The following is a 21,875-nucleotide window of genomic DNA, read 5'->3' on the forward strand; positions in this document are numbered from 1 at the left end:
CGGTAGGCACGGCGCGTATTTCATTAGCTGCCACCTCTTTTTTTGCCCTCGCCTTCTTCGCTTTAGAGGTGAGTCGCGCTGGGCGCCTCAGAGGCACGGTCCAATCATCCGAAGAAATCATCTGATTTAAGCGCTAATGCGCATGCTTCAGGCCAAAAGCACTTACAACAGTTCCTCTGCACACTGCGCTAAATTTGATCAACTTACCTCTCCTTGGGCGTTATTTTGTTGAGCTTTCATTGTCACTACCTGGGTCATCCGCGGCGTGTCGAAGTCGAGTAAGCTCCAGTGAATTGTGCTCTGACAGCTTCGTGGCTTCGGCCAATTTCGCGCTCGCATGCAGCAAATTATCCCCTAGGCGCTTGGATTCAGCGCGTGACAAACCAAGCTGCTCCTGAAGCGCCTCTTTCGCCCCATCTGCCTTGGCAACTGCTGTCTTCATGTGAGCAATCTCACCGGCCAACCGCATCGCTGCATCTTCATGCGTCGCTGCCGCTTTGGCCTGCTGCCGAGCCTCACTCAGCAAGCGCTCGTTATCTCTGTTGAGTCGAGTCAGTTCGTCCTGCTTGATCATCAACGTCTGCTTGAGTTGGCGCAGCTCAACCTGAACTTGCTGCACCTGCCCTTCGTGCCGTTGCTGTTCCTGGTCTCGCTGTTCCTTGACCGCATTGCGGTAATGCTCCAATGCATCTCGAGAATGGAGGTGCTTTTCTTCGAGAGAGCGGATCTGCTCATCCTTCTCCTGCACACGAATTTCTAAGTCACTGCAATTTTGGCTCAGGCGGGCATTGCGGGTGAGCTCGGCTTGCAGGCTTGCCTGACAAATCTGCAACTCATCCGCTTGAAGCGCTAACGCTCCTTTCTGACTATCCACTTCACGCTGCAATGAGGTGAGTTCTGCACTCAAGCCGTCGAGCTTTTGCTCCAGCTCGCTGCGCTGCTCGTCGAAGCGCGCTTGGGCGTACGCAAGAGCTTCTCCGCCCTCCTCTGTCATTCGCTCTAAGAGGCCGGCAACAAGCTCAGTCAATTCATCACTCAGCCGTTCTCTAGAGGACCGCGGCCGAGGGTCAAAATCTTCTAATTCCTTCAAATAACGGTGAATAGTTGTCTTGGAGCCGGTATTTCCCAACTCGATGCGCACGGCGTCGATGCTCGGATTTTCTCCCCGAGCTATCAGCGATTCCCGGGCTTTTTGGACAATCGCCTTATTAATTCCGCCGCGTGCCATTTTTCTCTCCTACGATTTCGTACTGTTTTACATACCACGTATATACATAGCACTTTACTGCTAAAAAAAGAACGATATGAGAGCTTTTATTTGATAAAATAATCGAGCGTTATCGCATCATAGAGCTGGTTTTCGTTTTTTCCAGCGTGGGAAAAGGTACGTTTGGCGTAGGAACGATATGAACAAGGCGGATCGCTACCTGCAGGCCGGCACCCGGGAAAATACCCGGCGCAGCTATCGTGCAGCGGTGGAACATTTCGAAGTGACTTGGGGTGGCTTCCTCCCCACGACGGGCGATGGCATCGTGCGCTACCTCGCCGAGTACGCGGACAAGCACACCATCAGCACGCTGAAGCAGCGCCTGGCCGCCCTCGCCCAATGGCACATCACGCAGGGATTCCCCGACCCCACCAAAACACCCACCGTGCGGCAGATGATCAAGGGCATCCGCGCGTTGCATCCCGCTCAGGAGAAACAAGCGACTCCCCTGCTCCTGCAGCACCTGGAACAAGCTGTTCAGTGGCTGGAGCAGGACGCGGAGCAAGCAGCTGCCCGCCAGGATCTGACCACCCTGCTGCGCAGCCGGCGTGACATGGCCTTGGTGCTGATCGGGTTCTGGCGTGGTTTTCGCGGGGATGAGTTGTCGCGCTTGCAGATTGAGAACACCCAAGCGCAGGCAGGGGTGGGCATTACCTTCTACCTACCGCACAGCAAGGGCGATCGCCAGCACCGCGGCACGACGTTCCGTACACCTGCCTTGAAGAAGCTTTGTCCGGTGCAAGCCTATGTGAACTGGATCACCATCGCCGGCATTGCACATGGCCCAGTCTTCAGAAAGCTCGATCGTTGGGGGCATCTAGCTGAAGACGGCTTTAACGCTAACAGCCTGATTCCACTGCTGCGGCGAATTTTTAATCGCGCGGGGGTGTCTGGCGATCTTTACACCAGTCACTCATTACGTCGCGGCTTCGCCACCTGGGCAGCGGCCAATGGCTGGGATATCAAAGCGATGATGACGTACGTCGGCTGGAAGGACATGAAGTCAGCCATGCGCTACATCGACACGGCAGATTCCTTTGGGGAGTTGGCGACAAGTCGGCCACTCACTTCATCAGCTATTTCCCAAGTGCAAGCGTTGACAGTGGCTGAAAATCCCTAAGGGCCGGATGAAGTGTCGCGAGTAAATTTGTTTCACCGTTGATGGAGCGGATGGACTCGGTTCGCGTGGTTGCGCGCCATCGAATGAAATGTTGTGCGCGGTCAACTTGGGCGCGGCTGACTAGTGGGCCGATGGAGGTTGCCGAATCGTGATGGTTGTCGACTAGTACCGCTCTTACTGAAGTCTTTATCCTTTTAAGCGCATCCTTAAAGCGCGCGCGACGCAACCATAGTCTTGTGCCAGCAACCCAGGCCCGACGGTTGTTCCTAAAGGCCGCATACAGTGTCAGGGGAACTGCGTCGTCGAGAGTTCTGCCTCATCCAGCACTATAGAGGCAGTTGCCCCGCGTTATCGTAGACACCCATCGCTCGCAAGTTCGCTCCTACAGGAGAACTCGGTCTGCTGTGAGAATCAGATGTCCAGTACTAGGGTCTCACTGCCTGCGGCCGGCACGGCGCAGCAGATCAGTACTTCATCCGCCGCCAAGCCTTGTTCCGGGGTGTTGAGGTAGTGGACCTGCCCACTGGTCATCTTGGTAGTACAGGTGCCGCAGGAGCCGCCACGGCAGCTGAACTCAGGGTTAAGGCCGCGGGCTTCCGCCAGTTCCAGTAGAGTCCCGGTGCCTGGCTCCCAGCGCGCTTCCTTGCCGGAAGTGGCGAACAGCACCTTCACGGGCTCACTGGCGATAGGCACCTGCAGTGCGGCGGGAACGCTGACTTCGGCGTCACGCACTAGCGTGGACGGTCCGAATGTCTCGGCATGAATGCGGTCATCTGGGATGCGCATTTTGCGCAGGCCGTCATACAACGCCTGGGTGAAACTCCCCGGCCCGCACAGGTAAAAGTCGTAGTCGTTGAGCGGCAGCAGGGTCTTGAGCAGTTCGACATCGATCCTGCCGGCCAGGTCATAACTCTCGCCACCGCCCTCGGTCGGCGGCTGGCTGACCACCCGCAGGACTTTGACCTTGTCCCCTGCCCTCGCCACTAACTCTTCGAATTCCTCGCGAAAGGCCAGGTCGTCCACCGAGCGACTGCTTTGTAACACCCAGGTCGGGCGCATACGGTTAATGCGTTTTCCTTCGTAGACTACTTCCCGCAGCATCGACAACATCGGCGTAATGCCAACGCCCGCCCCCAGAAGCACAAGAGGACGCCGCTCCGAGGGTTGAACCGTGAAATGCCCCTGGGGTGCCCGCGCTTCGATCAAGTCACCGACCTGAATCCGATCGTGCAGATGTGAAGACACCACGCCATCACGCTTGACGCTGATGCGCAAAAATTGATCCGAGGGTGCACTGGACACGGTGTAGGTACGAATCGTCGGCGGTTGCCCATCCAGCAACAGCCGCACAGGCATGTGTTGGCCCGGCTCGAATCCGGGCAAACCAACGCCATCGCACGACTCAAAATAGAACGAACGAATACTGCGGCTTTCATCGACGATGCGCGCCACCCGCAGCGGACGCCAGTGAGTACGAAGGGCTTCGGCCTCCAATCGCTCCGCAGCCTGCTCCCAACTTCCTGTCATCGTCGAGTTGAGTGATTCGCCTTCGGCCTGGTCGGCCCAGCGCAATGCCAGCGCAGCCTGACGGTGAACGATGCGCTGCGGCGTGAAACGCCAGAGCCGCTCGGCGCCTTGGAACGCGGCGATTTCCGGGTCGTCTAGCAGTACTTCAGCGGTGCCGGTCATTTGTAGCAGGTCACCGTTCTCGAAATTGATAAACGTCAGCCCGGCACGGGGGTTGAGCAAGATGTTGCCAAGGGTGTTGAAAAAAAGGTTGCCGGAAAAGTCCGGGATAGTGAGCGAGCCGTCTTCTTCCATTCGTACAAAACCAGCCTTGCCGCCGCGATGAGAGGCATCGACTTGGTTCTGACCATCACGCACGACGTAGGTCGCTACATAAAACGAATCCGCCGATGTGACCATGCGGCGTATCAGTGGATCGGTCACGGTCAGCTCTTGAGCGATGTCTGCCGTCTCTTCGACGAACTCGTACTGACGCAGATTAATGTAGCGTGGGCAGTTACCATAGGCTTGAGTCACGACGATCTCGATACGATCGTCCAGCTCCCGCAGTACATTGCCATTCATACGATTGCGGCGGCGAGTGTGCAACTCAATGCCCAACATACCTATCGCATCGCCCGGCTGCATGCCTTCATGAGCAGGATCGTTAGGCTGTGGTTCGAGCTTGATCTGCAAAACTTCCGGTGTGGGAGAGTTCATGAAGCCCGGTTGCCCGGTGCGAAGGGTGGCCCACACATCGCCTTGCCGATCCACGGCGCCCAACACCACAAAAGGTAGTTGCGAATAAAACTCGCGATGCTGGTCCGGCATCCACGTCCGCGACATCTGCCGCTGACCGACACCCACCATCATGTCCACTGCACCGACGGCGCGCTGTAAAGTCAATTCACCTTCATGCCAAGGTGAAGATAGAGGTTTTGAGGTGTCGTCCATTCGCTTTCCCCTTGCGCCCGCCGTAACGGTCTGTCTGCTTCGTCACCTCAAACGTGGAGGTGAACTGAGTCAGGCTCATCTTGACGCTGAAGTGCCAGTGGCGGAATGGGCACAAAATGCAATCCAGCATTTCAGAAAATGAAATGCTGGGGCGTCAATAGCGAGTTTGTGAATCCCTGTAGGAGCGAGTTGGCGAAGGCACCCCGTATGACTACTCCGAAGGCGTTAGCTAAAAGTCGTTCGAGGATCGCTTTACGTGCATGGACGTGGACAGCATCGACTTCGTCTGGATTCACGACACCTCCAAGGTTTTCCACGATGACGCCTAGCTCGCAAAGTTCGAGAACCCCGCACTGGTGCGTTCCTGTCGACTCAAGCTCATGAATCACAGCTGCCGCCTAACCATACGCTCACGCCTTGTAAAAATAATCAGCGGTGAGCGTTTGTCGCCTTGGCGTGACTTTTCATATCACGCCAGAGCGCTTGGCCGCCGTTTTGATGTGGGTGCTGTACAGCGTCAACCCGGTGAACGCCAGGCCACCAACCAGGTTGCCCAGCACGGTCGGGATCTCATTCCAGACCAGGTAGTCCATCACCGAGAACCCGCCGCCCATGATCATCGCCGACGGAAACAGGAACATGTTGACCACCGAGTGCTCGAACCCCATAAAGAAGAACAGCATGATCGGCATCCACATGGCGATCACCTTACCGCTCACCGAGGTCGAGATCATCGCGCCGACCACACCCATGGAGACCATCCAGTTGCACAGCATGCCGCGCAGGAAAATCGTGATCCAGCCGCCCACGCCATAGTGTGCATAACCCAGGGTGCGGGCCTCGCCGATGCTGGCGATCTTTTCCCCGACCGCGCCCGGACCGGTGTTGAAGCCGTAGGTAAAGACGAACGCCATCATGAACGCCACGGTCAGCGCACCGGCAAAGTTACCGACAAACACCAGCCCCCAGTTGCGCAACACACCGCGCACGGTGACGCCCGGACGCTTGTCCAGCAGCGCCAGTGGCGTGAGCATGAACACCCCGGTCAGCAGGTCGAAACCCATCAGGTACAGCATCGAGAAGCCCACGGGGAACAGCACCGCACCGAGCAGCGCGGAACCGCTCTGCACCGCGATGGTGACCGCAAACACTGCGGCCAGAGCCAGAATCGCCCCCGCCATGAAACTGCGAATCAGGGTGTCGCGGGTCGACATGTGAATTTTCGATTCGCCGGCATCGAGCATCTTGGTGACGAATTCGAACGGAAGTAGATAGGACATTGGGCTTTCCTCGTAGCTGATTTTTCAAAAGCGGAACGGCTGCTCGATCACCAGGACCGGTAAGGCAGGAACTTGCCATTGAGGGTCAGCAGGACGCGATCGCCCTTGGGGTCTTCAATTTTTTCGACATGCATGGAGAAGTCGATGGCGCTCATGATGCCGTCGCCAAATTTTTCCTGGATCACGTCCTTGAGCGTCGGGCCGTAGACACCCACCACCTCGTACAGGCGATAGATCAGCGGGTCCTGGGGCACGGTCTTTTCCCAACTCTTGACCGGGAACTCGGTCATGGCTATGGCCACGTCTTCACCCAACTCCAGCACCTCACAAATACGCGCGGCGACATCCGGCGAGGCGCTGTTCATGCCGTAGCACACCGAGGCCAGCCACACCGGCGCCTTTCTGACCAGTTCGCTCAAGTGGTCCCAGGTCATTTCCTTGCGAGCCTTGGCGGCCATGATGGTGTGATGCATTTCGACTTTGTTCATGTTGAAGATCTCTCTTGTGGGTTTTAGCGATACTGGAGAGATAGCGAGAGTCGTGCCAATTGCTAAATTATTCTTATCACGTTGATTTTTAGAGGTTTATTCTCAGAATAGTTTCAAAAGAAACTAACGAATTATCGTAAATAACGAAACTTGGTTAATTAATTTACGATTTTTCGTATATTCGACGTACCGTATCAGCTAGGGCTCCCGGACCATGTCCACCGCCATCGACAAAATATCCGCTGCGTACGCTCCGCTAGCCATGCTGGTGGTGGACCCGGCATCGGACGCTCTGGTCCAGGTCAACGCCGCCGGCCTCGCTCTGCTTGGCTGCGAAGAGAATGCTACTTCCCTCACCCGCTTCAGCCATTTCTTCGGCAGCGCCATCGCACTGTGGGTCAGCTTCACCGACGAGGTGCTAACTCAGGGCGAAGCCTGGTCCGACGATCTCAGCCTGCTCGACCTGACCCGCAAACACCACGCCGTCGAAGTCAACGCCCGGGCACTGGAGGATGGCCAGCGCATCCTGCTGATGATCCAAGACCGCGATCAGCTGGAAACCCGCCGCAACCGTTCCGAAGCCCGCCGCCAGCATCGCTTGGGCCACGTTGGCTGGGAGCGCATCACCCAAGTGTTCGAACGCATCGAGCGACAGAACCGCCTGATCCTCGGCGCCGTAGGTGAAGGCATCTACGGGCTGGACGCCACTGGGCAAACCACCTTCATCAACCCGGCCGCCGAACGGATTCTCGGGTGGAGCGCAGGGGACATGGTCGGCCATGACGCCCACCAGTTGTTTCACCACAGCCACAGTGATGGCAGTCTGTTTGAAGTACAGCAGTGCTCCATTCACACCTCGTTCAGCGACGGCCAGGTGCACCGTGTCGACAACGAGGTTTTCTGGCACAAGAACGGCGAAGCCATACCCGTGGAGTACACCAGCACACCGATTTTCGAGATGGGCCGTCTGGTGGGGGCGGTGGTGTTGTTCCGCGACATTCGTGAGCGGCAACGGGCCGAACTGCGGTTGCGCGAAGCCTTGAATGAAGTGGAGCAACTCAAGCAACGTCTGGAGCTGGAAAACCAATACCTGCAGGAAGAGATCAAGGCGGAGCGCAATCACCACGAGATCGTTGGCGATAGTCCTGCGGTGCTGCATCTGATCCGCCAGATCGAACTGGTGGCGCCAACCGACGCCAACGTGCTGGTCACTGGCGAATCCGGGACCGGAAAGGAATTGATTGCCCGGGCGATCCACGCCAGCAGCCGGCGCAGCGACCGCCCGTTAATTCGCGTCAACTGCGCGGCGATTCCTCGGGACTTGTTCGAAAGCGAGTTTTTCGGTCACGTCAAAGGCGCCTTCACAGGGGCCACCAATGATCGGGTCGGACGCTTTGAACTGGCCGATGGCGGCACGCTGTTTCTCGATGAGGTGGGCGAAATCCCCTTGGAGCTGCAAAGCAAACTGCTAAGGGTGCTGCAGGACCAGCAGTTCGAACGGGTGGGCGATAACCTGACCCGAGCGGTGGATGTGAGGGTGATTGCCGCCACCAACCGCGACCTGCGGGAGATGGTCGCCGCTGGCGGATTTCGTGAAGATTTGTACTTCCGCTTGAACGTGTTTCCGGTGCGTTCGGTGCCCTTGCGCGAACGCCTGGGCGACATACCGCTGTTGGCTGGCCACTTTCTTGAGCGCGCCTGCCAGGCCTTCAACAAACCGGGAGTGCGTCTGCCGTTGACCCAGGTCGAGGTGCTCAAGCGTTATCCGTGGCCGGGCAATATTCGAGAGCTGGAAAACGTGATCGAGCGACAGATCATCGTCTCGCAGGATGGCCGCTTACGCTTCGATGAGCTATTGCCGGCCGCCGCTCGCGAGCAGATTGAGACACCCGTAGAACCGCTGGACGACAGCGAACCGCTGCGCGATGAGATTGTGCAACAGCAACTTCGCCTGAACACCGTGGCGATGCTCAAACGCACTGGAGGCAAAGTCTCCGGCGAAGGCGGAGCTGCGCAACTGCTGGGGCTCAAACCGACCACCCTGGCCTCACGCCTGCGCAAATGGAACATTGATCCGCGGAATTACAAACCCGGTCGCCGCGAGTGATAACGGGCTTCGTCTGGTTATCCGCAGCGTCTATGAGACCATCGCGAGCAGGCTCGCTCCCACAGGGGTGATGTGACGGGTACAGGATCAGGTATAACCTGGATCATGGGAGCGAGCCAGCTCGTGATGGACGCCAACGATGACGCAGGCTGCCAGAATGACCGAGTTACCGGAGGTCGGTGCGAACTGGCAATCAGCCAACTTGCTCAATCATCGTCAGCGCCTGCTTGCTCCCATTGGGTCTGAGGCATGGCTCAAAACCTTTGCTCAATCACCTCGCCGCTGCCCGTTTTCCCTGAATCAAGCTCTCGGCCCGGTCAGAGCTGATCTGGTCCACGAGGTAACGCGCATCCTTGGCCACCCCGGAAAACCGCCCCGAGCCCCAGGTGTACAACCAAGGCAACCCAAGGAAGTACAACCCCGGCTGCGCGGTCACGCCGCGCTGATGGCCCGGATGGCCACGGCCATTGAAGACCGGTGCCTCGACCCAGGTGAAGTCCGGGCTGAAGCCGATGCACCAGATGATGCTGGTGATGCCAGCCGCCACAAGGTCCACTTCACTGCGTTCTTGCTCAGGCGTCCAGGTGGGAACATAGCGCTCACCGGCCGGCGCCTCGATGCCGTGCTGTTCGATGTACTTGTCGATCGAGCCGTTGATGCGGTTGTACACCGCATCGGCGCTGTCGAGGCTCTCCGCTAGGTTAAGCGCGAACTGCATCCGCGTGCCCTGCAAGCCTTCTAGTCGACCGAGCAATTCCATGCCTTCCACGGCAAACTTGCGCAGGTCGATGTCGCGCCCGCCGTCACGCCCGGTGACATAGTGGTTGGTGTTATCGCGAACGCCTTCGCGCAACGGATGGGTGTCAACCCCGATTTCGTAGTAGCCCATTTCCGCCAGCCAATCGACCACGTCCTTGCCCCGGTAGAAGCGTGCGCAACGCGGTGCATCACCGACCGCCAGAAAGACCTTGCGCCCGGCCAAGTGCAGGTCCTCGGCGATTTGCGCCCCCGATTGTCCAGATCCGACCACCAGCACATTCCCGGCAGGTAAGGCCGCGGGATTGCGGTACTGCTCCGAATGCAACTGATGAACGCCCGCAGGCAGACGCTCGGCCAGGCGCGGAATGATTGGCGTGTGATAACCACCCGAGGCAACAATCACCTGATCGGCCGAAAACTCGCCCTGGGAGGTATGCACCTCGAAACCACCGATGGCGCGCGGCACCACGCGCTGTACTGTCACGCCCTCGCGCACCGGCGCATTCACCGCTTTAACGAAGCCCGCCAGGTACGCGTTGATCTCGTCTTTTTTCATGAACCCGTGAGGATCGGCGCCCTTGAAATCATCGACGTAGGTGTAACCCGGTAAGGCGCACTGCCAGTTCGGCGTGACCAGGCTGAAGGCATCCCAGCGCTGGTTGCGCCATGTGTGGGTGACGCTGTGCTTTTCCAGCACCAGATGATCGACCCCTTCCTGTTGCAGGTAGTAGCTGGCAGACAATCCGGCCTGCCCGCCGCCGACGACGATCACGCTGTGGTGTTGAGTTTTGATGGAAGTGAGGTGGCTGGTCATAACGTTGCTCCGGTCATCGGTGACGATAAAAATTCAGAAAAATCAGAACGAGCTCCAGCCCGCACCGATCACTTGCCCCGCGCCCTCGGTGCGCATGCTGATCACGTTCACCCGCCCCTCGACGTCGGCCGGCTCAACCAGATAACTGGCCTGACCCTTCAGCGAGCTCAAGGTGTCCATGGCCGAACTGCAATAGAACCCCTTGACCTCCTTGACCCGTTCCGAGGCGTTGTTCAGCGCGCTTTCGATGCGCTGCAAAAAGTCCGGCAGCGGGTAACTGGTGCCCTCTTCCAGGTATTGGAAAATCACCGTTGAAGGCGAGTAACCGGTGGCTTCGCGGCCATTGGGCCAGCGGATCTTGAAGTTGACGGCGGGCATGTCAGTGCTCCTGTTGCTTGAGGTTTAAAGGGGTCAGGTCCAGATGGGGATAGCTGAAACCGGTGAAGGCCTGCTCGCGCAGATTCCAGAACAGGCCGCGTTGTTCGCCGTGGCGGACGGTCATGACGCCGCTGGCATCGACCGCGCCAATGCGCTCACAGCGCAGCCCTTCGAAGGCGAAAGCGGTCTGGACCTGGTCCCAGTCACCTTCATCGAGGGTCATCAGAAAGCCGTAGCTGGGGAACACCTGCAGCCAGCGCACAAGGTCGGCATCCGGCGGGCACGGCAGCGCCGCCAGATCGACGCTCGCGCCGCAACCGGTGGTTTCCAGCAGCATCAACAGGCTGCCCAGAACCCCGGCGTTGCTGATGTCCTTAGCGGCGTGTAGCAATCGGGCATCGGCCAGGCGCGGCAGCACGTCGAGCTTGCTGCGCAGGCGTTCGGCGGGCACGCCTTCGAATGCCTTCCAATAGGTACTGTCAGCGTGCCAGGCACCTTCAAGGTCCACGGCCATGGAGATAACCTGCCCCGGCGCGACATGGAGGGTCGACAACAGGTGCTGCGCAGTGCCGGTAATCGCCACGGCCAGCGCCGTCGGGTTATCGCGGGTGAGGCTGGTATGGCCCCCGGCGAGCAACAGGCCGTAGGCCTCACATGCCGCACGAATACCCGCCAGAATCTGCTGCGCAGCCGTGTTGTCGTGATGCCAATAGGCATTGACCACCGCCGTCGCGCGGCCGCCCATGGCGGTGATGTCGCTGACGTTGGCCATGACCGCCGACCATCCCGCAAACCACGGCGCCGCCTCGACGAAGGCCGGCAACATGCCTTCGATGGCAAGCAGTTGAAAGTGATTGCCACAGGCAATGGCCGCGGTGTCGTCGCCGGGCAAGGCGTACAGCTGTTCACGGGTCAGGGCTTGTTCGGTGCAGCCCATCACCGCCGCCGGCTGTTGGATCGCCTGTTTCGACAGCATCGCCGGGGTGCTGCGCAGGGTGTCGATCAAAATCGCGAGATCATTCATGGCGCGCCACCTTCAGCGCCCGCAACGACACCTGACGCGGCATCAACGGGTAGCTCGCCAGATCCGCCTGCATCAGGCAATGAGGCTGGCCGAGCAACTCCAGTTGTTCCAGGCTGTGCCAGCGCAAACCATGGAAATAGCCTTCGTTCTGCGCCTGAACCGTGGCGCGGAACACCTCGCAGCCCAGGTCCTTGGCCCGTGATACCGCCTCGTTGACCAACGCCTTACCGATCATGCTGTGCCGCCGATACGCCGGCGCCACGCACAAGCGCCCGCCAAACCACAGACCCGGCTCCGGCTGGTAGATGCGCACCGCGCCCACCACCTGATCGGCGATCCCGCAATTGCCGGCCAGGGCGACGATGGCAATTGCCTGGAAGTCATGGCTGTCCTTGTCCTGCACCAACAGTTGTTGCTCATCGGAAAACACCGAGCGACGCAGGGCGAAATACGCCTGTTTCTCCCAGTGTTCACGGGCGGGCTTGACCAGCAACTCACCGGCGCGAAACGGCTCGAACGTGCTGTCGACCAAAGCAAAGACGGAATGGGCCATGGGAGTTCTCCGGCTTATTCGTAGTTTTTCAGGGCCGAGCACGCGCCACATTTGGCGCAGCCGGCGTTGATCTGATCGGAGTGCAGACCATGACGGCGCAGGCTCGCGCCGATCTGCGGATACAGGCGAGCCATCATGGCGCTGTCGGGTTTGGGGTGATGGGCCAACGGTGTGCCGTCGATGGGCACGAACGGCACCACGAACGGGTACACGCCAAGGGCGCACAAACGCTCGCTCATCTCGCTGATGGCCGCTTCGCTGTCACCCAGGCCGGCGAGGATGTAGGTGCTGACCTGGCCGCGACCGAACACCTCGACCGCTGCGCTGAAGGCTTCGAAGTAACGACTCAGCGGTACTTCGGCCTTGCCCGGCATGATCCGCTGGCGCACTTCGTCGGTGACCGCTTCCAGGTGCATGCCTAGGGATACCACGCCACTGTCGGCCAGGCGCTGGAACCAGCGATCATCGTCCGGCGGCTCGCACTGCGCCTGGATCGGCAGGTCGACTGCCGCTGTCACGGCTGCGGCGGATTCACACAGGATCGACGCACCGCGGTCCGGGGTTTGCGGCGTGCCGGTGGTCATCACCATGTGCTTGACGCCATCGAGCTCCACCGCGGCCTTCGCCACTTGCGCCAATTGCTGCGGACGCTTGCGAGCGATGGTCTTGCCAGCTGCCAGCGACTGGCCGATAGCGCAGAACTGGCAGGAGCTGCCGCGATCGTTGAAGCGAATGCAGTGCTGCAATACCGTGGTCGCCAATACGTCGCGGCTGTGCAGCGTGGCGATTTTCCAGTAGGGAATGCCGTCGGCGGTGCTCAAGCCGTAGAAGTTCGGCACTCCGGGCATCTGTACCTGACCGACCTGCAAGCCTTCACGGAAGATCAACGCCTGGCTGCCATCAGCACTGGGTTGCGCCTGGTAAGGCGAGGTCTGCGAGGCCTGGTTGAGGATCGGCACCATCATGGTCCGGCTGCCGAACGTCAGCGCCTTGTGGTCCGACGGCCCGGCGCCGCCCTGGCGGGACAGGCCGTTTTGCGCCGCTGGCCAGCGCACGCCGTGGCACTGCAACTCGGCCAGCAATTCATTGGTTTGCATGATCGAGCTCCTCGGTAGCAGCCGTTGCCAAATGGGCAGCACGCTCATGCACATGGGCCGTGGGCGTGCGGTCGATCAGCAGGCTGAGCAGTTCCGGACGACTGTAGTGCCCGACCGAATCCATCATGCGTTTGCGCTTGTCGATCAGGGCCAGGTCGAGGTCGGCAATCACCACGCCTTCGCCGGCACGCAGCGGCTCGCCGAGCAACTTGCCCTCAGGTGAAACGATGGCAGTGAAGCAACCACCGGAGATCGGGCCCAGGCCGCAACCGGTGTCCTGCATGATCTGGCCTTGCTGATCGGCATCCAGCCAAGCAGTGGCGTTGACTACGAAGCAGCCGGACTCCAGGGCGTGATGGCGAATGGTGACTTCGATCTGTTCGGCGAAGATGTCGCCCACCAGGGAGCCGGGAAACATCGCCGCGTGGATCTGCTCGCCGTCGGCCATCAAGGCGTAGCGCGCCAGCGGGTTGTAATGCTCCCAGCACGCCAGCGAACCGATGCGCCCGATGGCGCTGTCGACGGCGCGCAGGCCGGAGCCGTCGCCCTGCCCCCAGACCATGCGCTCGTGGTAGGTCGGGGTGATCTTGCGGCGATGCTGGATCAGCGTGCCGTCGGCGTCGAACAGCAGCTGGGCGTTGTAGATCGTGCCGCCATCGCGCTCATTGACGCCGATGGACACCACCATGCCCGCCTGCTTGCACGCCTCGCCAATGGCCAGGGTGGCGGCGGACGGTACGGTGACCGATTGATCAAGCAGTTTCAGGTGCTGGGCACCCATGGCGAAAGCCGGCTGCACGAAGGAAAAATACGGGTAGTACGGCACCACCGTCTCCGGGAACACGGCGAACTGCACGCCTTGCTCGCCCAAAGCGATGATCTGTTGGCAGACCTTGTCCACGGTGCCTTCGCGGCTGTAAAGCACGGGGCTCAGTTGAACGGCTGCTGCGCGAATGATGGGCATGATGGGGGTCCTGAAGTGTGGTGTGTTCACAAGATCGATGTCGCTGTTGTGGCAAGCGAGCTTGCTCGCTCGCCACAGGGGTATTTCAGCGGTGCTTTCAGGCCGTCCAGGTATCAATGATCATTGCGCCCTCGCGGCGCATCAGCAGGCGCAGATCCATCACGTCCAGCGGGTTGATCGGGCGGATGCCTTCGATCAGGGCTTTTTCAGTCTGGCCGTACAGGGCTTGCAGGGCAAAGCGGCAGGCGTACACCTCACCGCCCTCCTCCATGAACTGCATCAATTGCTTGTTCACCGCCAGGTGCCCGGGAAACGCTTCGGCGCCCAGAGTCGGGAAGCCGCGTTGCACGCCCAGTTGCACGCCCGGCCCGTACAGCAGGATTTTGGTTTCGAAGCCTTTGCGCAGCAGGCGCTTGGCCTGAAGCATGTTGACCAGGCCGATGGAGCCTTCAAAGGCGATGGTGTGGAAGGTGATCAGTACTTTTTCGCCCGGTTCGGCTTTGATGTCCTCGAAGACTTTCTCTTCGTAATTGACCAGGAAGTCGCCGTCTTTGTAATGGGGGATGTCCACGGTTGGCATAGTGTCGCTCTCCAGTGTCTTCGTGCTTGAACGTCAGCCTGAGTTGGCTGCCGGGTTGCAGGAGATAGAGCGAACGCCGTGCCAGAAAATAAAACGTTTTTCTGCAGTGGGTTAAGCATCTGATTTATATGAAGATACCAATCTGATCTGGTTTTTGTTCCAGCATCTGATGCTATCGCCGAACCACGCATTCCCGTAGAAATACGAATATTCGTAGCCACAGAACACGAGATTTCGTAGCCATGAACGAAGCAGACTCCCTCAGCGGTTGGGCCGACCTGGCGTATTCCTCGCGGCACATGGTGTTCGAGCATTGCGCCGAAGCCATCGCGTTGCTCAATCCCTACGCCGATCGGCTGGTGGACCTCAACATCGCCGCCTGCAAACTGCTCGGCTATCCCAGGCAGGAGCTTCTTGAACTGCCGGTGAGCAAACTCTTCGGTCATCAACTGGCAGACTTGATCGTCTTCACCCAGGCGGTGATGGACAAGGGTCGCGGCTGGAGCGACGAGCTCAGCTGCAACTGCAAGAGCGGCGAACGCATCGAGCTGGAAATCTCCGCCACCACCTTGCAGGTCAAGGGCGAGCAGCAGCTGATTCTGGTAATGCGCGAACTCAGCCTGCAGAAGTACCAGCGCGACCAGGCGGACACCGAACGCACCATGCGCGGCGGGCTGATCGAGTGGCGCAATATCCTCAACCTGTTCCAGGAAAACGAGCGCGATAACAAGTTGCTGCTCAGCTCCGTGGGCGACGGCATCTACAGCATCGACAGCGAAGGCCTGGCCACCTTCGTCAATCCAGCCTGCGCGCGCATGCTGGGCTGGGAAACCCAGGACATGATCGGCAAGAACATCCACCGCATTCACCACCACACCCATGCCGATGGCAGCCATTACCCGGTGGAACAGTGCCCCATCTACAAAGCGGTGCACGACGGTGTGATCCACGAAGGTCGTCAGGAGATTTTCTGGCGCCGCGACGGCAGTTCGTTCCCGGTGGAATTCACCAGCACCCCGGTGATCTCCGATGGCCGTATCGTTGGCGCCGTGGTGGTGTTCCGCGACATCACCGAGCGGCGCAGCACAGAAAACCAGCTGCAAAGCGCCCTCGAAGAACTCAAGGTGCTCAAGGATCGGCTGGAAGAGCAAAACGCCTATCTGCAGGAAGAGATTCACATCGAGCACAACTACCGCGAGATCGTCGGCCAGAGCGAACCGATCAAGAAAATCATCCGGCAGATCGACGTGGTCGCGCCCACCGATGCCAGCGTGTTGATCAACGGTGAATCGGGCACAGGCAAGGAACTGATCGCCCGCGCGATTCACCAGGCCAGCCGCCGTAACGGCCACCCGCTGATCCGGGTCAACTGTGCGGCGATCCCCGCAGAACTGTTCGAGAGCGAATTCTTCGGCCACATCCGCGGCGCCTTTACCGGCGCCGTGCGTGATCGGGTCGGCCGCTTCGAGCTGGCGGATGGCGGCACGCTCTTTCTCGATGAAATCGGCGAAATCCCCCTTGAGCTGCAAAGCAAACTGCTGCGCGTGTTGCAGGAGGGGCAATTCGAACGGGTCGGCGAAGAGCGCACGCGCAAGGTCGATGTGCGGATCGTCGCCGCGACCAACCGCGACCTACGCCAAGAAGTGGCGGCCAAGCACTTTCGTGAAGACCTGTATTTTCGCCTCAACGTGTTCCCGATCCAGTCCCCGGCGTTGCGCGATCGCCTGATGGACATCGGCGCCCTGGCCGCGCACTTCCTCAAGCAGACCGGCAAACGCCTGAACATGCCCGGCCGGCGCCTGCGCAATAGCGATATCGAACGCCTGCAACGCTATTCGTGGCCGGGGAATATTCGCGAACTGCAAAACGTCATCGAGCGCGCGTTGATCACCTCGATTGGCGCCGACCTGAACCTGGACCTGCCGGACGAGCCCAAAACCAGCCTGCCAGCACCACAGCAACCCTCCTCCGAAGTTGAGATCATGACTGACGCGCAAATTCGCGAACTTGAACGCAGCAACATGCAGGCCGCATTGAAGGCGGCGGATGGCAAGTTGTTCGGCAAGGGCGGCGCAGCGCAATTGCTGGGACTGAAACCGACGACATTGGCGTCGCGGTTCAAACGGCTGGAGATCAAGCTCGAATAAAGCGTGGACCCGGTCGCCACGCAACTTCGTAAAACCCGCTACGAAATGTCGTACTCCTACGGAGTTACGTAGCGGGTCGGCTCAGAACGGAACGTCCCACAAATCAAAAATACCGTTATTAATCATAACGATATGAAATCATCAACAAAGTGGTACGTCATTCGCAATTGGGTAGCCGTCAGCCGCCCTCCGCGGCGAAACGACGGATACCTACCATGCCAACAGCCACCACGCTCATCGCTTCCCGAACAGAAACCTACCTGGCTTCGATGCCCAACCTGGCCTTCACCGGGTTGTCGGAAAACTGGTTGTTGAAAGAGTGCGGCCATCAACACTGGCTCGCCCTGGCGCAATTGCATGATCGCGCGTTGCCGGATTTCGTCGATGACCAAGGACGCATCGCCTACGCCGCGTTCACGGCGGTCAATACTTGGGATTTGAAGCTGGAAGCGATCATCGAAAATCGCGCGTTCCAGATTCATACCCGGATCGGTCGCGGCGGCCAGGCCCGGCATTTCAGCGAACATGAAGTCTGGCTGGGCGATCGCGTCGTGGGGCAACTGGCGCTACTGTCGACCTTCATCAGCCGGCATGTACCGGGGGACAATCGCAGTGTCAGCAAGGCTTGCCTCAGGGGCTCGTCGGCAGCAGTGACCGAGCTGCCGCAGGCACTGCAAGTACTGCATGTCGACAACCGTCGGATACGCAGCGGGGATTGGCACAGTCATTACGGTATTGATCGCCAGGCAACCGCGGCGCAGGCATTCGATTTCACGCCCTGCCCCGACATCGATTTCAACGGTGCCGACCTGCTGTACTTCGCCAACTTCCAGGCCATGGTCGAGCGTGCCGAATGGGCCCTGCTGGGGTTGCGCCGCCCAGGTCATGTCCGCCAGCGCGAGCTGCATTTCTACGGCAACCTCAATATCGGTGACAGCGTGCAACTGCTGTTGCACACGACATCGCCAAGCCATCGCGAGCTTCACTGGTGCGAGGTATTTCGGCGTAGCGACGGGTTCAAGCTGGCCGATGTGTTCACCCGCAAACACCATCTTTCGGACTGCAGCCGATGAGCCATTCTCCCCTTTGGCGACCCGAAGGTCTGCGACTCAAGCCGTTGTACCAGAGCAGTGACGTCGAAGGTCTTGAGCACCTGCACAGCCTGCCCGGCAAGGCACCCTTTGTGCGTGGCCCCTACGCCAGCATGTACCCGCAAAAGCCCTGGACCGTGCGTCAATACACCGGGTTCGCCGGCGCCGAGGCGAGCAATCAGCGCCTGCGCCAGCGCCTGGCCGAAGGCGCCACCGGCCTGTCGCTCGCCTTCGATCTGCCGACCCATCGCGGCTACGACTCCAGCGATCCACACTGGCAGGCCGACGTCGGCAAGGCAGGCGTGGCCATCGACAGCGTTGAGGACATGATCGAGTTGCTGGACGGCATCGCCCTGGACCGGGTCTCGGTGTCATTGACCATGAACGGCGCGGTACTGCCAGTGCTGGCGGCCTTCATCGTTGCCGCTCAGGAATCCGGCGTCGCGCCGGAACGGCTCAGCGGCACGATCCAGAACGACATTCTCAAAGAGTTCATGGTTCGCAACACCTACATTTTTGCGCCGAAACCTTCAATGCAGATCACTCTTGATGTGATCAGCTACTTGAATGAGCACGTACCTCGGTTTAATCCGATTTCGGTGTCCGGTTATCACTTTCAAGAGGCCGGGGCCGACACCGTGCTGGAGCTGGCACTGACCCTGATCAACGCAAGGACTTACGCCGAGCAAGTGCAAAACAACGGCCTGGACGTGCAGCGATTCTGCGAACGCATCAGCTTCTTTTTGGGGAGCCTACAGAATTCGGAAAAAATCGTACGCTAAGGTTTTCCGATCTGTCGTAACGGCCTGAATTTCCCGTCTTCCAGCTTGCGGCTCTGCCGCCAGACGTAATCGCCGGTCAGGTTGACGTGCTCCCAGCCCAACGGCGACAGATACTGATATAGGTCGTTATCCACCGGCTTCCCGGCATCAGCCAGCCCTTGGGTGGCCCGTTCCAGGTAAACCGTGTTCCACAGCACTATGGCGGCGGTCACCAGGTTGAGGCCGCTGGCCCGGTAGCGCTGCTGCTCGAAGCTCCGATCCCTGATTTCACCGAGGCGGTTGAAAAACACCGCCCTGGCCAAGGCATTGCGAGCCTCGCCCTTGTTCAATCCTGCATGCACGCGACGACGCAGCTCGACACTTTGCAACCAGTCCAGGATAAATAGCGTGCGTTCAATCCGGCCCAGCTCCCGCAGGGCCACGGCCAAGCCGTTCTGGCGCGGATAGCTCCCCAGTTTGCGCAGCATCAACGAGGCGGTGACAGTGCCTTGTTTGATCGACGTGGCCAGGCGCAGAATCTCGTCCCAGTGGGCACGGACGTGCTTGATGTTCAGCGTGCCGCCGATCATCGGGCGCAGCGTCGGGTAGTCCTGCAGACTATGTGGGACATACAGCTTGGTTTCGCCTAGGTCGCGGATGCGCGGTGCAAAGCGAAATCCCAGCAGGTGCATCAGAGCGAAGACGTGATCGGTGAAGCCTGCCGTGTCGGTGTAGTGCTCCTCGATCCGCAGATCTGACTCGTGATACAGCAATCCATCGAGCACGTAGGTCGAGTCCCGCACACCGACATTCACCACGCGGGTGCTGAACGGCGCGTACTGATCGGAGATATGGGTGTAGAACAGCCGTCCCGGCTCGTTGCCATACTTCGGGTTTACATGCCCCGTGCTCTGGCCTCGACCGCCTGCACGGAAGCGCTGGCCATCGGAGGATGAGGTGGTGCCGTCTCCCCAGTTGGCCGCAAAGGCATGGTTGAACTGACTGTTGACCAGTTCGGCCAGCGCCGCCGAGTAGGTTTCGTCGCGAATGTGCCAGGCTTGCAGCCAAGAAAGCTTGGCGTAGGTCATGCCGGGGCTCGACTCGGCCATTTTGGTCAACCCAATGTTGATGGCATCACCGAGGATTGCCGACAGCAGCAGCGTTCGATCCTTGGCCTGGCTACCGTCCTTCAAGTGAGTGAAGTGGCGGGTGAAGCCTGTCCACTCATCCACATCCATCAGCAGTTCGGTGATTTTGATGCGCGGCAGTAGCTGACTGGTCTTGTCGATCAGTGCTTGGGCGGTGTCCGGCACTGCCGCATCCAGCGGCGTGATTTTCAGTCCGGACTCGGTGAGGATTGCGTCAGGTAACTCGTTGTCCTTGGCCAGCTTGGCGACGGTCGCCAGTTGCTCGTCCAACAGCTGTAAACGTTCCTCCAGGTACTGGTCGCTGTTGGGGTTGATCGCCAATGGCAGCGCCTGTTCCTTCTTGAGCGCGGCAAACTTTGCGGGTGGTAGCAGGTAATCTTCAAAGTCACGGAACTGCCGAGAACCCTTGACCCAGATGTCGCCGGAGCGCAGCGCGTTTTTTAGCTCGGACAAGGCGCATATCTCGTAAAAGCGCCGGTCAATGCCTTCCGGCGTGATCACCAGCGGCTTCCAGCGCGGCTTGATAAAAGCGGTTGGAGCGTCCGATGGCACCTTGCGCAGGTTGTCAGCGTTCATCTCGCGCAGCTGCTGGACAGCATCCAGCACGCGTTGCGCTGCGGGTGCAGCCCGTAGCTGAAGTACCTCCAGAAAAGCCGGGGTGTAGCGGCGCAGCGTGTTGAAGTTCTCGCTGACCAGGTGCAAGTGGTCAAACGTTTCTGGGCGTGCAAGCTGCTCGGCATCGGTCACGCTCTGGGCGAATTCAGCCCAAGGTAAAACGGCCTCGATGGCGGCGAACGGATCGTCACCCGACGCTTTGGCATCCAGCAAGGCCTGACCTATTTTCGAGTAGAGGCGAACCTTGTCGTTGATCGCCTTGCCCTGCTTCTGGAACTGCTGCTGATGCTTGTTCTTGGCGCTGCTGAACAGCTTGATCAGGATGCGGTCGTGCAGCTCAACCAGTTCATCGATCACCGTCGCGGTGCTCTCCAGCACCATGGCCACCAAGGTGGCGTAGCGCCGTTCATTTTCGAACTTGCCCAGATCCTGCGGCGTCATTTGTCCACCTTCACGGGCAAGCTTGAGCAAGCGATTCTGGTGGATGTGCCGGTCGAGCCCTTCGGGCAGGGCCACCAGTTGGAAAATCTTTAGCCGCTCGATGTGCTCCATCATGTGCCGTGAATTCGCTTTCAATGGTGACTGCCGCAGCCAGGTCAACCAGGTGCTATTGCTGCCCGCCTTGAGGGTCAACAATTCGTCGAGCTTGTTGCGATGCGACTGATTCAGCGGCTTGATCAAGGTACGGTAGATCCTCCGATTGGCTCGTGCCACGGCTTCGGAGCAGGCACGATCAATCACCGTCAGGGAGGGCAAGATTCTCCGTTGTTGACGCAGACTCTCCAGGGCCTGCCCGGCGAGTAACAGGCTTTTGTCGGTCTGCTGGGCCAGGTGGGTCAACTCTTGTACCAGTGCACGAAAGTCGGAAAGCCCGAACGGCAGTAAGCCAAGGTAGGTGCGCAGCTCCTGGGCATGTTCACGGCGGGTGACATCGCGCTCACCGTACTTTGCCCAACTGTCAGGAGCTACCTGAACCTGTCGGGCCACCCACTCAATGACCGGATCGGGCAACACGCTGTCGCTGGCCAGTGCGTATCCGGGGTAGCGCAGCAGGCAAAGCTGAATCGCAAACCCGAGGCGATTGGCATCACCTCGTCGCTGACGGATCAGCGACAGGTCGGACTCGTTGAAGGTGTAGTAGCGGATCAGATCGTCCTGAATGTCCGGCAGTGCAAGCAAGGTGTCGCGTTCACTGGCCGAAAGGATCGAGCGACGAGGCATG

17 protein-coding genes and 1 pseudogene are annotated in these 21,875 nt (G+C 59.5%); 5 read left to right on the plus strand and 13 right to left on the minus strand.

The genetic code is table 11. The features are described from left to right. Positions 1 to 220: 220 nt before the first annotated feature. On the minus strand, positions 221 to 1,228 hold the full coding sequence (locus tag VSQ83_RS26055; RefSeq protein ID WP_326427905.1) for a DNA-binding protein: 1,008 nt from the start codon (positions 1,226 to 1,228) through the stop codon (positions 221 to 223). Between the two features lie 178 nt (positions 1,229 to 1,406). Between VSQ83_RS26055 and VSQ83_RS26060 the strand changes: the two genes are divergently transcribed. Beyond that, entirely contained in the window at positions 1,407 to 2,387 is a 981-nt protein-coding gene (locus VSQ83_RS26060) for a site-specific integrase (RefSeq protein ID WP_166620389.1), read from the plus strand. Here VSQ83_RS26060 and VSQ83_RS26885 read toward each other — a convergent pair. The 4 genes and pseudogenes from VSQ83_RS26885 to cynS all read right to left on the minus strand — a co-directional run. Continuing rightward, positions 2,344 to 2,682: pseudogene (locus VSQ83_RS26885) on the minus strand (aldehyde dehydrogenase family protein); the annotation flags it as partial. The gene VSQ83_RS26060 and the pseudogene VSQ83_RS26885 overlap by 44 nt on opposite strands. Positions 2,683 to 2,798: 116 nt before the next feature. Next, positions 2,799 to 4,847 (minus strand): 2Fe-2S iron-sulfur cluster-binding protein, encoded by a 2,049-nt coding sequence (locus VSQ83_RS26065; RefSeq protein ID WP_166622850.1) that lies wholly within the window; start codon positions 4,845 to 4,847, stop codon positions 2,799 to 2,801. Positions 4,848 to 5,311: 464 nt separating this feature from the next. Further along, the gene (locus tag VSQ83_RS26070) at positions 5,312 to 6,127 is read right to left on the minus strand and encodes a formate/nitrite transporter family protein (protein ID WP_166622849.1); all 816 of its coding nucleotides are present in this window, start codon (positions 6,125 to 6,127) and stop codon (positions 5,312 to 5,314) included. A 47-nt stretch (positions 6,128 to 6,174) separates the two neighbouring features. Then, entirely contained in the window at positions 6,175 to 6,615 is a 441-nt protein-coding gene (cynS, locus tag VSQ83_RS26075; RefSeq protein ID WP_085702083.1) for a cyanase, read from the minus strand. Positions 6,616 to 6,829: 214 nt separating this feature from the next. Between cynS and VSQ83_RS26080 the strand changes: the two genes are divergently transcribed. Then, entirely contained in the window at positions 6,830 to 8,722 is a 1,893-nt protein-coding gene (locus tag VSQ83_RS26080) for a sigma 54-interacting transcriptional regulator (protein ID WP_326427906.1), read from the plus strand. Positions 8,723 to 8,993: 271 nt separating this feature from the next. On the opposite strand, the gene VSQ83_RS26085 is transcribed toward VSQ83_RS26080, so the two are convergent. From VSQ83_RS26085 to VSQ83_RS26115, 7 genes are all read right to left on the minus strand, one after another. Then, the gene (locus tag VSQ83_RS26085) at positions 8,994 to 10,295 is read right to left on the minus strand and encodes an MSMEG_0569 family flavin-dependent oxidoreductase (RefSeq protein WP_075944571.1); all 1,302 of its coding nucleotides are present in this window, start codon (positions 10,293 to 10,295) and stop codon (positions 8,994 to 8,996) included. A gap of 42 nt (positions 10,296 to 10,337) precedes the next feature. Continuing rightward, positions 10,338 to 10,673 (minus strand): MSMEG_0570 family nitrogen starvation response protein, encoded by a 336-nt coding sequence (locus tag VSQ83_RS26090; protein ID WP_326427907.1) that lies wholly within the window; start codon positions 10,671 to 10,673, stop codon positions 10,338 to 10,340. A gap of 1 nt (position 10,674) precedes the next feature. Further along, complete coding sequence (locus tag VSQ83_RS26095) at positions 10,675 to 11,697, minus strand: sll0787 family AIR synthase-like protein (protein ID WP_326427908.1); 1,023 nt, start codon at positions 11,695 to 11,697, stop codon at positions 10,675 to 10,677. After that, positions 11,690 to 12,250, minus strand: coding sequence for an MSMEG_0567/Sll0786 family nitrogen starvation N-acetyltransferase (locus tag VSQ83_RS26100; protein ID WP_326427909.1), 561 nt, complete (start codon positions 12,248 to 12,250; stop codon positions 11,690 to 11,692). The genes VSQ83_RS26095 and VSQ83_RS26100 overlap by 8 nt, the downstream gene beginning before the upstream one ends. Positions 12,251 to 12,264: 14 nt before the next feature. After that, on the minus strand, positions 12,265 to 13,347 hold the full coding sequence (locus VSQ83_RS26105) for an MSMEG_0568 family radical SAM protein (RefSeq protein WP_326427910.1): 1,083 nt from the start codon (positions 13,345 to 13,347) through the stop codon (positions 12,265 to 12,267). Then, the gene (locus VSQ83_RS26110; RefSeq protein ID WP_326427911.1) at positions 13,334 to 14,311 is read right to left on the minus strand and encodes a Nit6803 family nitrilase; all 978 of its coding nucleotides are present in this window, start codon (positions 14,309 to 14,311) and stop codon (positions 13,334 to 13,336) included. The genes VSQ83_RS26105 and VSQ83_RS26110 overlap by 14 nt, the downstream gene beginning before the upstream one ends. A 97-nt stretch (positions 14,312 to 14,408) precedes the next feature. After that, positions 14,409 to 14,891: an MSMEG_0572/Sll0783 family nitrogen starvation response protein gene (locus VSQ83_RS26115; RefSeq protein WP_075944565.1), complete on the minus strand. Its 483-nt coding sequence runs from the start codon at positions 14,889 to 14,891 to the stop codon at positions 14,409 to 14,411. Between the two features lie 242 nt (positions 14,892 to 15,133). Between VSQ83_RS26115 and VSQ83_RS26120 the strand changes: the two genes are divergently transcribed. The 3 genes from VSQ83_RS26120 to VSQ83_RS26130 all read left to right on the plus strand — a co-directional run bounded on the left by VSQ83_RS26120 (position 15,134) and on the right by VSQ83_RS26130 (position 18,911). Beyond that, a complete protein-coding gene (locus VSQ83_RS26120; RefSeq protein ID WP_326427912.1) occupies positions 15,134 to 17,038 on the plus strand; it encodes a sigma 54-interacting transcriptional regulator in 1,905 nt (634 codons plus the stop codon). Between the two features lie 215 nt (positions 17,039 to 17,253). Further along, positions 17,254 to 18,111 (plus strand): Pnap_2097 family protein, encoded by an 858-nt coding sequence (locus VSQ83_RS26125; protein WP_166620063.1) that lies wholly within the window; start codon positions 17,254 to 17,256, stop codon positions 18,109 to 18,111. Beyond that, on the plus strand, positions 18,108 to 18,911 hold the full coding sequence (locus tag VSQ83_RS26130) for a methylmalonyl-CoA mutase family protein (protein WP_326427913.1): 804 nt from the start codon (positions 18,108 to 18,110) through the stop codon (positions 18,909 to 18,911). The genes VSQ83_RS26125 and VSQ83_RS26130 overlap by 4 nt, the downstream gene beginning before the upstream one ends. Here the strand turns inward: VSQ83_RS26130 and VSQ83_RS26135 are convergent. Further along, on the minus strand, positions 18,908 to 21,874 hold the full coding sequence (locus tag VSQ83_RS26135; RefSeq protein ID WP_232197098.1) for a Tn3 family transposase: 2,967 nt from the start codon (positions 21,872 to 21,874) through the stop codon (positions 18,908 to 18,910). The two genes, VSQ83_RS26130 and VSQ83_RS26135, sit on opposite strands and share 4 nt — an antisense overlap. Position 21,875: the final 1 nt, after the last annotated feature.

Origin of the sequence: Pseudomonas sp. DSV-1 (assembly GCF_035830915.1) — a bacterium.
Lineage (GTDB): Bacteria > Pseudomonadota > Gammaproteobacteria > Pseudomonadales > Pseudomonadaceae > Aquipseudomonas.

Coding starts and splice junctions, on each gene's coding strand:
- VSQ83_RS26055 (WP_326427905.1), bottom strand. CDS start 1,228: ATGGCACGCGGCGGAATTAATAAGGCGATTGTCCAAAAAGCCCGGGAA.
- VSQ83_RS26060 (WP_166620389.1), top strand. CDS start 1,407: ATGAACAAGGCGGATCGCTACCTGCAGGCCGGCACCCGGGAAAATACC.
- VSQ83_RS26065 (WP_166622850.1), bottom strand. CDS start 4,847: ATGGACGACACCTCAAAACCTCTATCTTCACCTTGGCATGAAGGTGAA.
- VSQ83_RS26070 (WP_166622849.1), bottom strand. CDS start 6,127: ATGTCCTATCTACTTCCGTTCGAATTCGTCACCAAGATGCTCGATGCC.
- cynS (WP_085702083.1), bottom strand. CDS start 6,615: ATGAACAAAGTCGAAATGCATCACACCATCATGGCCGCCAAGGCTCGC.
- VSQ83_RS26080 (WP_326427906.1), top strand. CDS start 6,830: ATGTCCACCGCCATCGACAAAATATCCGCTGCGTACGCTCCGCTAGCC.
- VSQ83_RS26085 (WP_075944571.1), bottom strand. CDS start 10,295: ATGACCAGCCACCTCACTTCCATCAAAACTCAACACCACAGCGTGATC.
- VSQ83_RS26090 (WP_326427907.1), bottom strand. CDS start 10,673: ATGCCCGCCGTCAACTTCAAGATCCGCTGGCCCAATGGCCGCGAAGCC.
- VSQ83_RS26095 (WP_326427908.1), bottom strand. CDS start 11,697: ATGAATGATCTCGCGATTTTGATCGACACCCTGCGCAGCACCCCGGCG.
- VSQ83_RS26100 (WP_326427909.1), bottom strand. CDS start 12,250: ATGGCCCATTCCGTCTTTGCTTTGGTCGACAGCACGTTCGAGCCGTTT.
- VSQ83_RS26105 (WP_326427910.1), bottom strand. CDS start 13,347: ATGCAAACCAATGAATTGCTGGCCGAGTTGCAGTGCCACGGCGTGCGC.
- VSQ83_RS26110 (WP_326427911.1), bottom strand. CDS start 14,311: ATGCCCATCATTCGCGCAGCAGCCGTTCAACTGAGCCCCGTGCTTTAC.
- VSQ83_RS26115 (WP_075944565.1), bottom strand. CDS start 14,891: ATGCCAACCGTGGACATCCCCCATTACAAAGACGGCGACTTCCTGGTC.
- VSQ83_RS26120 (WP_326427912.1), top strand. CDS start 15,134: ATGAACGAAGCAGACTCCCTCAGCGGTTGGGCCGACCTGGCGTATTCC.
- VSQ83_RS26125 (WP_166620063.1), top strand. CDS start 17,254: ATGCCAACAGCCACCACGCTCATCGCTTCCCGAACAGAAACCTACCTG.
- VSQ83_RS26130 (WP_326427913.1), top strand. CDS start 18,108: ATGAGCCATTCTCCCCTTTGGCGACCCGAAGGTCTGCGACTCAAGCCG.
- VSQ83_RS26135 (WP_232197098.1), bottom strand. CDS start 21,874: ATGCCTCGTCGCTCGATCCTTTCGGCCAGTGAACGCGACACCTTGCTT.